Genomic DNA, 12981 nt, shown 5'->3' with positions numbered 1-12981 from the left:
TACTAGTCTTCACTTGGATAATCAATCTTATGCCGGGCAAGGTATTTTATTTTTGACTCCAATTCTTTCGGGTCTGATTTCTTTTAGTCGATTAAATTGATCAACAAAAATAACAGTAGGTTCATGCATAGCGCAATCATCTTCCAGAATTTGAGAAAAAGAGGCGATAATGACCAAATCACCTGGGGTTACTAAATGGGCTGCTGCTCCATTCACGCAAATATCAGTTGAACCTTTTTCACCGGTAATAGCATAAGTTTCAAATCGAGTTCCAGCCGTGATATTCCAAACATTAACGGCTTCATAATGCAGTATATTCGCAGCTTTTAAAAGCTCGGGAGAGATGGTGATACTTCCTTCATAATTCAAGTCGGCCTGAGTAACACAAGCCCGGTGAATTTTTGATTTAAGCATTTTTCTGTAAGCCATTCTTTACTTCCTAAATTTAAATCCGGAAAAACAGCTGCAAACTACTCTGCAGGTTTACTGCATTGATTTTTCCAGGTTGAACTAACTAAAAAACCGATAACATTATTAACCTTGGTCATTGTGGTTGAATTTTACCCCATGTTTTGGAGTTTATGCTATATAAATTTGCAAAATTGAGAAGGATAGATTTCAACTGATAAGAGTCAGGCTTTGCTGGCGCTTAGCATTAACCTACGGTAAAATTATTAAATCTATTATATTCTGTAGGTTGGTACTGAGATTTTCCTTCGGTTAGGAAGGTTAAATTCAGCGAAACCCAACAATACTGCCGAATTCATTTTCCTAGCATAGGTGATAAAAAGTGAGGCATAGCCCACGTAAACGGTTTGGTCAAAATTTTTTACAAGATAAATATATTATTGATGAGATTCTAAGGGCTATTAATCCCTTGCCAAATGATAATATGCTGGAGATTGGTCCTGGTCTAGGGGCTTTAACACAGCCTTTGTTACAAAAACTGAACAAATTAACAGCGATTGAAATAGATACGGATTTACAAAAATATTTGGCTCAATTGCCCATAGCTCAAGGGAAGTTGAACTTAATTGCCGCGGATGCTCTAACTGTCGATTTTAGTCAATTTCATTCTCATTTAAGAATAATAGGTAATTTACCTTATAATATCTCTACTCCTTTGCTTATCCATTTATTGAAATTTATAACTTATATTGATGACATGCATTTTATGTTGCAAAAAGAAGTTGTAGAACGAATGGCGGCAGTTCCCGGAACCAAAGCATATGGACGACTAAGTGTGATATTGCAGTATCATTGTGAGGTAGGACATTTATTTGATGTGTCGCCAGACGCTTTTGATCCTAAACCGAAAGTGGATTCAGCAATAGTCCGATTGACCCCTTATTGCCCCTCTCCGTTTGATCCCATAAACGTAGAGAAATTAGAATACATTGTTGCAAAAGCTTTTGCTATGAGACGTAAAACCCTTACAAATAATTTGAAAGGGATCATCTCATTATCTCAATTAAATGATTTAGACATTGATGGAGGTAAGCGTCCGGAACAAATTTCTGTTGCGGAATATGTCCAACTAGCGAAATTTATTTCCAATTAGTGTAAAATTATATGATAAGTAATTGTGGAGGTTGTCTTGTTTCATCGTCAACGAAAAAGCTCTTTGTCTAGCCAAGCCAAATCTTTAAAAGAGTTAACCCGTATGGTTACTGCAGAGCAGTTCCTGGGAGAAGAAAAACGGCAAATATTGTTGCAGAAAATGAAAGAGTTGAGCGGGCTTGAAGCGTCTCGCTATGACAGTTTATGTTCTGTTCTTATTGAGAACCTGGTGAACTATTGTCAAAATTTGCCCGAAACCTCGAACAGTTATTATTCTCAACCTGGCGGTTTGGTCGACCATGCCTTAAACAGAACCGAAGCCGCATTGAGCTTATTCAAGGAATTCACTATCCAGGAACAGCCTGACTTACTTTCCGAAGAACAGAAACTTTGGCAATATGCTCTTTATTCAGCCGGTATTTTATTAGGTATAGGTAAATTATTTGATGAGTTTCGAGTTAATTTATATGATCTCAATGGCCAATTATTAAAACAATGGAATCCATTGTTAGAAAATTTAATTAACACGGGTAGTTATTATGATTATCAATTTCAGAAAGAAGCGGATGTAGAGTTTCGTCGCAGATTGAATTTATTATTGGCCAGAACCTTAATGCCGGCTAGTGGGTTTGCCTGGATTGCGTCTAATCCTGAGGTTTTAGCTATTTGGTTAGCTTTACTGAACGAAGATCAGCGTTCCGCTGGCACTTTAGGCGCCATTTTGATTCGAGCTGATGCCATAGCGCTACAACGTTATTTAATGGAATTTATAGCCAGAAGTGGGGCAAGGCGTAGTGGTCGTTATGGAAGAGCCGTAACTTTTACTGGTGGTGTGCCAGAATCCTTGGTAGAAAAAGAACAAGCGATAGGTGTTGAGTTTATTCAATGGCTCATCAAGTCGTTGGATGAAGGCCGTATTATGGTGAATAAAGCACCATTGTTCATGGTGCCCGGTGGGATGCTAATGTGTCCAGAAATGTTCCAACTGTTTGTTCGAGAACATCCAGAATATAAAAATTGGCAAGCGATACAGAATGGATTTTTGTCCTTAGGTCTTCATAGCCGGGGAACGGCAGGCAATGTGACCAGCCGTTTTGAGCAGGCACATACTCAACAAATGTATAGTGGAGTTGTTTTTTCAGAATATGGTGTTGCCTTACCGGATTCCGTTCAGGTGCATCATTTGAATACAGGAAAAATAGAATCCATATCGGCACTGGAATTAATTCATAAATCGCAATTTACTAGCCAATTCACCCAGCAACAAAATGCCATTGTCGTTACTTCTTTACAGAAATTGGCTGCTAATGGCCAATGGCAAAATGTGGAGCATGATACGCCTAATTTGTCACCTGGAGCAAAACGCGGTGCCTGATTATGCGATAGGGGACGTACAAGGCTGTTATGATCCTTTACAACGTTTGCTGGAATTAATCGATTTTAATGAAAAGGAAGATTGTTTATGGTTTGTTGGGGACTTGGTAAACCGAGGCCCTGATTCATTAGCAGTATTAAGATTCATTAGTTCTTTGCCTGTCACGCCTAAAGTGACTCTAGGTAATCATGATTTGCATTTGCTAGGCTCATTATTCGGGGGAAAACCCTGGAGAGGGCATGATGATACTCTTGAAGAAGTCATGCATGCTGAAGATGGAGAGGAGTTGGGGCATTGGCTGCGAAAGCAATCCATCCTTTGTATTTCATCCGAATTGAATATCGTCATGTGTCATGCGGGTATAGCTCCTTTATGGGATTTGCCTGCAGCCATAAGTCTGGCTCATGAATTGGAAACAATACTTTCTGGTGATTTGTATACAGAGTTTTTAGCGAATATGTACGGCAATAAACCAGATATTTGGTCAGATGATTTAGTTGGAATGGACAGATTAAGAGTCATTACCAATTATTTTACCCGAATGCGGTTTTGTGATGCGCAAGGAAGATTAGAGTTAGGCTACAAAGGAACCATTGCCAAAGCGCCTACCCATCTTTATCCGTGGTTTGAAGTACCATGCCGAAAAGAAATTGAAATGGATATTGTTTTTGGTCATTGGGCTGCATTAATGGGACGAAGCACTAATCCCCGTATTCATGCAATAGATACGGGATGCCTTTGGGGTGGAGAATTAACGGCGTTACGTTTGCAGGATAGGCTGAGATTCGCAGTACCAGGATTTGGGGCTAGCCCTTTTTAGTTTAATAATGATGATCAACAGGCGATAAGAAAAGGTGAAATTTTCAAATAAAAGCACAATTTTATTGCAGGTAATTATTTTACTGAGCCTGATTAGCTTTCATGTTTGGGCTGCGAAGTCAACCTCAGCCTCCGACGGTTTCCTTTATTCATGGGTAGACGATCCTAATGCCGAAGCACAGAAGGTTGAGCAAGCTGGAAAAAGGTTACGAGAAGCCATAGCCAATCCAGAATACATGTTGAAAAACTGGATAGAATTACCAATATCTCCGGAATCGCGGAAGAAAACAATTCAGCATTTAACTATAAGGGAAGCGATTCTATTGGCCTTACGTTATAATCCCAATATTCAAAACGCGGAATTGGATCGAATTATACAGCGTTATCAATTGCGCCTGGCTAATAATGAGTTTGAATTACAGTACGCTCTCGGCGCTTCAGGAGTTCTGCAAAAAAGTACTTTTGAGGGGGTGGGGAGTGACACAACTCATTCTTTTTTAGCTAGCCCTGAATTGAATTTGAAAACTAAAATTGGTACCACAGCTTCAGTATCTATCGACAACAATGTTTCTACGAACAACAGTTATAATCCTGTATTAAATTTGTCAATTACCCAACCCTTGCTGCGCGGATTTGGCAAAGCCGTGAATGAGTCAAAGCTTTTGGATGCTATTGATAAAGAATGGTTGAATAAACTCGGCTTGCAGCAATCTGTTATAGATCAGATTACTCAGGTTATTATGGCATACAGGGCGTTGATCTTAAGTGGGAATAATTTACAAAACCAGCGATTGCAATTAGATGAAGCCAGGAAATCCTATCGTATTAACGAAAAAAAGATTGCTGCAGGACAATTAGAGCCGACAGGAAACATACAACAATCCTATCAAATAGAGTCTTTAAGTTTGATGGTAGAGCAGGGTGAAAATGATTTTAAAATAGCATCTCAGGAGCTATTACAAATGATAGGGCTCGACCCTGATTTGCACATATCAGTACCTAGTGATGTGACTATAAAAGAAATAGTAGTTCCTGATTTGCAGAAATCCATTGATATAGCGCTGAATCATAATACCCAGTATTTGGCGCAAAAAATGGCATTACGTGCTGATGAACGGGCATACACCGTTGCAAAAAATCAGCAACTTTGGCAGCTTGATTTAGCGGGCACTGTACAAGGAGGTGCAGTCAATGATGTCACAGGTACTAATACTGGCGTAAACAGTATTTATAATGGTAATAACGTTACGGAATCTGCTCGAATTACCCTTACTATTCCCTTGAATGATATCGGGAGGCGTAGTCAATTAATTAATGCTAAGGTGCAGTTGGAAAAAGACAGAATTAATCTTATTGCGACCAAAAGAGCTTTAATCACTAACGTAACCAACACCATTAATAACATTCAGAGTTTGGCCAAACGTTATGAATTGGCACAAAAACAAGTAAAACTGGCGGAGCAGTCTTACGCTTTGGAAAAGAAAAAACAACAGGCTGGAATATCCAGTGCTTTGGATGTCAATAACACTCAGAATCAGTTGATTCAAGCGCAATCGGGATTGATAGGGGCAAAGATTGCCTATCTCAATCAGTTGTCTACATTGCAACGGATTTTAGGAACTACGCTGGATTACTGGCAGATTAAACTAAGGTATGGCGGATGAACAATTATTTAAAAATATTCTCTATAACATCTCTGATTTTAATTCTGGTTTCTTGTGGTGGTTCTGATAAAACTCAAACCAGTTCATTAAAAACCTACGAGGTGAAACCTCAACCTTTACATAAGATCTTGCATTTTACCGGAACAGTGCAACCATTAAGGGAAAGCAGCCTGACAAGTCCAATGGAAGCAGTGGTTGAAACCATGAATTTTCATTATGGCCAGATGGTAAAAAAAGGGGATATTGTTTTAACTTTAAATTCAAATGAATTGCAAAAACAGTATAACGATACTTTGACGGATTACTTAAAAGCAAAAGACAGTTATTCCATTGCCAAGGCGAAATTTGTTGGTACAGAAGAATTGTGGAATGCAGGCTTAATATCCAAAAATAATTATTTAAGTGAAAAATCAGGGGTGGATACGGCACGAGTCACTTTGATGCAGGCGACACGCAAGCTTTCGGAAATGTTAGAAAAAATGGACGATAAAAACACTCAGAGCTTATCCAATCTAAGTCTGGCTGATTTTGAAAAGGTCCGAAAGATCCTTACCGCAAAGCATAATTTGATTCATTTGAAGGCACCTAGTGACGGAATTATGCTCTACCCTCCCAAGTCAGGTGAGGATAAAAACAATCGAGTGACTGTAGGATCAACCATAAAATCCGGTCAAGTTATCGCTTTGATAGGTGATCTGAAAGGAATCAGCGTAGAAATTGATGTTCCCGAAATAGATATTGATAAAATACGTCCGGGAATGGATGCAACCATTAGTGGTGTTGCGTTTGGCAAGCATCAATTAAAAGGCAAATTGGTTGCAGTGAATGCTCAGGCATCAAACACCAGCAATGCAGGGTTACCATCATTTACAGCAGTAGTAGAGGTTAGCTCATTAACTCCCGAGCAGCAGTCATGGATAAAAGTGGGTATGAGTGCCTCAATAGAACTGAATGTGGAATCCAATAACCAACTGTTAGTACCTATTGCGGCTGTCAAAAGAGAGAAAGGCAACAGCATTGTTCAAGTGCAATTAGCACAAGGCCCAATTCAGAAACGTATCATCACGACAGGTACAGCCCAGGCCGATACTGTGGTGGTTGAGAGTGGTCTTAAATCAGGAGATGTGGTGGTTTATGACTGACAAACCGTTAATCAAACTTTCTGATTTGGTGAAGATTTATCATCTTGAAGGCATCAGTACTACGGTATTAAAAGAAGTCTCTTTAACGGTGAATGAAGGCGATTTACTTGCTATTGTAGGGGCTTCCGGATCGGGTAAGTCGACTCTAATGAACATCATTGGCTTATTGGATAAACCCGATTCGGGGAGTTATACCTTAAAAAATAGAAATGTAGCCAGCTTAACGGATGATCAGGCCGCCGAATTACGTAATCAAAACATAGGCTTTGTCTTCCAGCAGTTTAATTTGCTTCCTCGGTTTACGGCAATGCAAAATGTGGGCTTACCTTTGACTTATAGAGGAGTCAGTCCGACTCTAATCAAAGAAAAAGTGGAAGAGGCTCTGAAGAAAGTTGGAATGCAACAGTATATGCGTCACAGACCAACTCAACTGTCTGGCGGTCAACAACAGCGAGTGGCTATAGCCAGGGCATTGGTCACTGATCCTCAAGTTATCCTCGCCGATGAACCTACTGGTGCGCTTGATTCAAGAACAGGTACTGAGGTAATGAATTTGTTTTTGTCCTTACATGGCGAAGGGCGCACCATTATCATGGTGACGCATGATGAGCACGTTGCCGCTCAATGCAAGCGAAGGATTACTTTAGCAGATGGAGCAATCATAGCGGAGTCCGGGCAATGAATTTTTTCAACCATTGTCAACAAGCCCTGGTTAATTTAACAGCCTCCAAATTGAGATCTCTTTTGGCTGTATTAGGAATCCTGGTGGGAACTGCTGCAGTAGTGGCTTTGATCAGTTGCGGGCAATTGGCAACGGAAAAAGCTTTAGAGCAATTTAAGGCATTAGGTACGGATTTATTAGCTGTTTCTGTTTATCAAAAGGTACCGAGCAAATCACACAGTGAATCGGATTCGTTATCGGTAGATCAATGGCAGCAAATTGCTGAACGCATCCCTTATGTGTTAAAAATTGCACCTTATAGTACGGCCTATCAAACGTTAAGCTTTAACGGGAAGGTGATGCAGGGGGCGATTATTGGGGCTGATGAAAATCTGGCCGATATCGTTCATGTTACTTTGTCACAGGGACATTTTGTTTCCTTTTTAGATTCCTTTGAGCATTTTTGTGTCATTGGGAATGGTCTGGCGCAACAAATAAAGGAAATCAGTCTCGATGACCCTATTGGAAAACAATTACGCATAGGGCAATCACTGTATACCATCATTGGTGTCGCAGATCGTTGGAAGGAAAATGGATTTTTTAATGAAGACATTAATCAGGCAGTCATTATTCCCCTTGCCGGAATGAGCCTGGTGAGCAAGGATGCCAAAATCAGTAATGCTGTGTTACTACTTAAGCCAGACAGCCCAATTGACGAGGTCATTAATGAAATAAAGGAAATCATTAATTCCCAGGCGCCCAAATTAAGTGTTTTTCCTCGCAGTGCAAAACAAATCATAGCCAGCATGGAAAATCAGGGTCGTATCTTTACCTTATTGTTAGCAGTAATTGGTGGGATCTCATTACTCGTTGGCGGCATCGGTGTGATGAACGTGATGCTGGTTTCTGTTAGTGAGCGAAAGAAAGAAATTGGTATTCGAAAGGCTGTAGGTGCCAAGAATAAAGAAATACAAGCGTTGTTCCTGGTTGAGTCGGTTATGTTGTCCTTATTAGGAGGCATACTCGGGGTCATTTTAGGGTTGATTTTTACAAGAATAGTGGCTTATTTCAGTGATTGGACTTTTACCATCTATTTACTTCCGCCTATCGCAGGCTTTCTGGTTTCCGCGGCAACGGGAATATTTTTCGGATTTTATCCAGCTCGACGTGCTTCAAAATTAGAACCTATGGTATCTTTGCGAAGTGAGTAGTTTATTGAAAAAATCTATAGTTTTTTTAAGCAAAACAGGGTACCTGCTCGTTCAATAGGTTCAAGCAAATCTTGAATGCCTATAGGTTGCTTAATCGATAAATCAACCTTCCAGGACAATAATAAATCATCAATTTTATTTTCAATATAAACAAAACGATGTCATCCTGAGCGAGCCGAAGGACCTCCTGAAGATAATTTCCGATGCTCAAATGAGAAGATCCTTCGTTTTACCAGGATGACGGTAATTTGGACAAAACAGGGCTGTTAAATTAACTCTAAATGGTATGATCTTGCTCTGTTTATCCAAATCGATTTATTGCATTGGATTTATAAGTATTTTATGATCATAAGCTATTCAAATAAATGGAATTTTATATGTTAAAAAGAGCTTTAGCCCTGGCCACGTTAGTTTCGAGCACAGTTTCACTGGTTTTTGCCGATACCCCTGCCCCATCGTCTTCAAACAATACCAAACCATCATTACCCTCAAGCTATGCTCCAGTAGTGATTAATGAGACCTTTCAGAGTATTTTGCAAAGGATGAGCGCAGCAAAGGATGGCATCAATGCAAAGCAGCAAAAGCTTTTGGAAGATCGATATGATTTAAGCAATAACCCTTCCAAAACGACAAAGATGACAGGTGGCAAACCTATTCAGGAAGGAGTCAGGATTAAATTGCCTGAAGGGATGACCTGGGACAAACTGTCGCAAATGACACCGGAAGAAATCAAAGCCAAGGGATTGTTCCCGCAAGGGTTTTTACCATTGCCTCATCCTAATCATGCGGAAGGAGGGATGTTATTTCCCAAGATCGCTATCGATGAAATTAAGAAACAGGAAGAGAGGGATTTAACTCGCTTTGATTTGGATTTTGATATTCCGGAGCATTTTTTACCATCCTTCCCTGCTCCAATTTTCTTAACGACCCGCCCTGATCTGGGTGATGTGTCCCAAGGCAAGTTGGTTACCATTGAGAATTATTATGAATTGTTTAATGGAATATTAAATCCCAAGCAGATTGAAGGATTAAGATTATTAGTCACTCCTTTCCCACAGCAACAATTCAACCAAACCAAAGATCGACGTACTGAGAAGCCCAGTCGAGGTGTGGCTTGCTTTGATTGCCATGCGAACGGACATACTAACAAGGCGACCCATTTGGTTGGTGACATTCGTCCACAAGAGTTTCGCCATCGTATTAACACACCCAGTTTACGCGGTGTCAACATACAACGTTTGTTTGGATCCCAGCGCGCTTTAAAATCAGTTGAAGATTTCACTGAATTTGAACAAAGGGCAGCTTACTTTGATGGTGATCCAGTCATTGCTACGAAAAAGGGTGTCAATATTCTGGAGCGTGGCAGCCAGGTTCATTTCATGGCTGAATTTCAGGAGATTTTAGATTTTCCTCCTGCGCCCAAGTTGAATTGGGAAGGAAAACTCGATCCGGCAAAAGCAACCCCGGAAGAATTACGTGGACAAGCACTGTTTTTCGGGAAAGCAAAATGCGCTACTTGCCATACTCCTCCTTATTATACTGACAATACCATGCATAACTTGCAGACAGAGAAATTTTACAAGCCGCAAATGATGAATGGCATGATGGCTGTAGGAGATGGCCCTATTAAGACTTTTCCCTTAAGAGGTATCAAGGACTCCCCTCCTTATATGCACGACGGCCGACTTTTAACCCTGGCTGATACAGTCGAGTTTTTTAATCTGGTGTTGCAATTGCAGTTGACTACTGAAGAGAAGTCGGATTTGACGAAATTCATGGAAGCTTTATAGTTTAATTCCCGATTAAATAAGCCTGTATTAATACAGGCTTATTTTAATTTGGGAAAAAACATCGGAGTTGCCTTTTGATAGTCAATATAGGCTTGGCCCCGTGACTTAATTGAACCTCTTTCCGTCATTGGTCCAGTGACCTGCGTCATGATCAAATAAAGGGTAAGTGGTGAGACGAGACCTATGAAGCCATAGGGTGAGCTCAAGCCAAATACGGTAAACCCACACCACACCAGCCATTCAAAAAAATAATTAGGGTGCCTTGAATAATGCCAAAGGCCGTTAATGCATACTGGAGCTATTGGATTTTTTTTGTATTGCTGAAGTTGATTATCCGCGATGGTTTCTCCAGTAAGACCTATCAGGACAAGAAGGATACCCGGATAATCTAGCCCTGCTAAATAATCCTTAGCTTCCATTCCACTGAAAAACCAGGGGATAGAAATCATTAAAATGAATAGCCCTTGTAATTGAAAATTGAGAAAGAACCCCAACGGTTTTGCTATTTTCCAGGAATCGCTTAGTGTCTCATAACGTTTATCAAGAAGGCCTATTCTAATCCGTGTTACCCAAAGATAAACCCCCAAGCGACATCCCCAAAGAAAAAGTAGAAAACCAAGAATCAGAGTACGTAATGAACAGGATTGAGAAAAAAGATAAATTAATCCACTGATAGTTAATCCAGATGCCCATCCGACATCAACAACAGAAGGGTTTTTTAAATATCGATAAAGACACCAAATCAGACACATGTGTAAGAACAAGACACAGTAAACGATGGCAATCCAAATCATAAAAATCCTTTTTAACGAAGAGATTGGAATTTTTCGTCAGCCCTGTTTATTTCATCATAGTTGTCAAAGCAATACTACCCTTGCCTGCGTGCAAACCAATAGCAGTAGAAACAGGTTCGATGAAAGAAGGCTGCTTTCCAAAAGCCTCTGTAGTAAGCTCAGCAAATTGGATAGCATTTTCAGGCACTCCGGCATGTACTATGCCGTATTGCTCTAGTTCCTGAGTTTGTTGTAATGAGTTGATATAACTGACTATCTTGCCCAAAGCCTTGGTTTTACTAAATGCTTTATCAAGCAGAACCGTTTTACCTTCTTTATTAAGGCCAATAATGGGTTTCAGATTAGCCAATTTAGCAATTTTCCCACTGAATTTGCTCACTCGACCACTGCGAATCAAAGATTCAAATTGTTCTACATAGATAACCAAATGAATTTTGGGGATTCTTAAAGACAATCTCTTTTTAATCTCGTTTATTTCAAGATCGGCATGAATTAATTGCGCGGCATGGCTTACCAGTAATCCCAAGGCACCCGAAGCAAGGCATGAATCAATAACATGAACATTAGGCAAATCCTCTGTTGCTTTGACTATGGCATCGTGTGTTCCACTTAAGGCTTGAGCAATAGGAAGAATAAGTACATGTTCATAGTGAGCCGCCAAGTGGCTGATTTGTTTAGAGATTATTGCCGTCGATGGAAAGGACGTTTTGGGGTATGTTCGCAGCTTGGCTAAATTGTTATAAAAGGTATTTTGATGAACGCCTATTCTATCAAGCAAATGATGCTCATCTATATGCATATTTAATTGAATGATATGAATTTGATTATTATCCAGGATTTCTTGAGGTATGTCGGCACTGGAATCGGTAACCAGAGCTACGGGATATTTCCGTCGGTGAAGAATTTCAAATTGCCTTAGCATGTCTTCGGCTTTCGCTTGAGTAACTGTTCCTTCATTAATTAACATGTCAAACACTTTGGAGGGTTGCATGCAGTGGACGTGAAAGCGACATAGTCGTTCATTGCCGCTGCTTACTATACTATCCCCAAATTGTTCAAGTTGTTTGGCGATAAGCACTCTATTAATAGATTCCCCTGACAGCATGATTTCTGTACAATACCTTAGTTTTGGCGGGGAACCATCAGGGGATGATTCGTGATGGGATTGTAAATCGTCTAAATGGATTTGGTTTATGTTGGTTGCTCTTGGATTAAACAGGTAATCGGTGAATCCACTGATGAAATGATAAAATCCCAAAGCGCCAGCATCGACAACTTGTGCCTTTTTAAGAATGGGAAGCGTGGTAGCTGTACCTTGTAAGGCTTGATTAACTTCTACCAAGGTTTGCTTGAGCAATGTTTTAAAACAGTCAATTTCTTGAGCTAATTTATTGATACTTGCTGACCAGGCGTCCATTACTGTGATAATTGTTCCTTCGACAGGATGTAAAATGGCAGAGCGTACGCTATGACAGGCTTTGGAAATCAGCTTGGCAAAGGTTTGGATATCAATGGATTCAGAAGGGAGTTGTGTTTCAGTAAGGCCATTAAAAAATTGTGAAAATATCATTCCAGAGTTACCTCGGGCTCCCATGAGCGCTGAATTGGCCAATGATTGAATGGTTTCACCCAAAGTAGGCTTTGCTGAAGAATGGTTTATGATAGCCATTGCTGTAGAGGACATATTGTCACCGGTGTCTCCATCAGCAACTGGAAACAGATTAATGGCATTGAGCTTGTCGCGATTTGTAATAACAGAATCACAGGCCGTTAAAATAGCAGCATAAAGTGTGTTGACATCCAGTCGTTGGATTTCCATAGTAGGCTAATTTGGAATAAATGAGCTATCTTATAAGAATACACATAGGCAATTAATTTAAGATAGTGTTTTTTATAAAAAATTAAAGAGAAATAAAAGTTGGTCGAAATTAGAAGTTAACGAATTATAAATATAAATTAGGGGAG

General features: G+C 40.0%; 11 protein-coding genes. 8 read left to right on the top strand and 3 right to left on the bottom strand.

What is annotated here, in order from left to right; genetic code table 11:
* Positions 1-27 precede the first annotated feature (27 nt).
* Positions 28-429, bottom strand: coding sequence for an aspartate 1-decarboxylase (gene panD, locus ACZ5EK_RS15460; RefSeq protein ID WP_464430608.1), 402 nt, complete (start codon positions 427-429; stop codon positions 28-30).
* 361 nt (positions 430-790) lie between these two features.
* Here panD and rsmA point away from each other — a divergent pair, with 361 nt between their 5' ends.
* The 8 genes from rsmA to ACZ5EK_RS15420 all read left to right on the top strand — a co-directional run bounded on the left by rsmA (position 791) and on the right by ACZ5EK_RS15420 (position 10222).
* Complete coding sequence (gene rsmA / locus ACZ5EK_RS15455) at positions 791-1561, top strand: 16S rRNA (adenine(1518)-N(6)/adenine(1519)-N(6))-dimethyltransferase RsmA (protein ID WP_464430607.1); 771 nt, start codon at positions 791-793, stop codon at positions 1559-1561.
* 36 nt (positions 1562-1597) lie between these two features.
* Entirely contained in the window at positions 1598-2935 is a 1338-nt protein-coding gene (locus ACZ5EK_RS15450; RefSeq protein WP_464430606.1) for a conjugal transfer nickase/helicase domain-containing protein, read from the top strand.
* Positions 2928-3755 (top strand): symmetrical bis(5'-nucleosyl)-tetraphosphatase, encoded by an 828-nt coding sequence (locus ACZ5EK_RS15445; RefSeq protein WP_464430605.1) that lies wholly within the window; start codon positions 2928-2930, stop codon positions 3753-3755. The genes ACZ5EK_RS15450 and ACZ5EK_RS15445 overlap by 8 nt, the downstream gene beginning before the upstream one ends.
* A 34-nt stretch (positions 3756-3789) precedes the next feature.
* Entirely contained in the window at positions 3790-5418 is a 1629-nt protein-coding gene (locus ACZ5EK_RS15440) for a TolC family protein (protein ID WP_464430604.1), read from the top strand.
* Positions 5415-6560, top strand: a complete 1146-nt coding sequence (locus ACZ5EK_RS15435) for an efflux RND transporter periplasmic adaptor subunit (RefSeq protein WP_464430603.1) — start codon at positions 5415-5417, stop codon at positions 6558-6560. The genes ACZ5EK_RS15440 and ACZ5EK_RS15435 overlap by 4 nt, the downstream gene beginning before the upstream one ends.
* Positions 6553-7242, top strand: coding sequence for an ABC transporter ATP-binding protein (locus ACZ5EK_RS15430; protein WP_464430602.1), 690 nt, complete (start codon positions 6553-6555; stop codon positions 7240-7242). The genes ACZ5EK_RS15435 and ACZ5EK_RS15430 overlap by 8 nt, the downstream gene beginning before the upstream one ends.
* On the top strand, positions 7239-8432 hold the full coding sequence (locus ACZ5EK_RS15425) for an ABC transporter permease (RefSeq protein ID WP_464430601.1): 1194 nt from the start codon (positions 7239-7241) through the stop codon (positions 8430-8432). Before ACZ5EK_RS15430 ends, ACZ5EK_RS15425 begins: the two co-directional genes overlap by 4 nt.
* Before the next feature lie 377 nt (positions 8433-8809).
* A complete protein-coding gene (locus ACZ5EK_RS15420; RefSeq protein ID WP_464430600.1) occupies positions 8810-10222 on the top strand; it encodes a cytochrome B6 in 1413 nt (470 codons plus the stop codon).
* A 38-nt stretch (positions 10223-10260) separates the two neighbouring features.
* On the opposite strand, the gene ACZ5EK_RS15415 is transcribed toward ACZ5EK_RS15420, so the two are convergent.
* A complete protein-coding gene (locus ACZ5EK_RS15415; RefSeq protein WP_464430599.1) occupies positions 10261-11016 on the bottom strand; it encodes a DUF1295 domain-containing protein in 756 nt (251 codons plus the stop codon).
* A gap of 46 nt (positions 11017-11062) precedes the next feature.
* Positions 11063-12835, bottom strand: a complete 1773-nt coding sequence (locus ACZ5EK_RS15410) for a DegV family protein (RefSeq protein WP_464430598.1) — start codon at positions 12833-12835, stop codon at positions 11063-11065.
* Between the last annotated feature and the right edge of the window lie 146 nt (positions 12836-12981).

It is taken from the genome of Legionella sp. JM-2024 (genome assembly GCF_055389095.1).
This window is presented reverse-complemented; position numbering and strand designations above follow the sequence as displayed.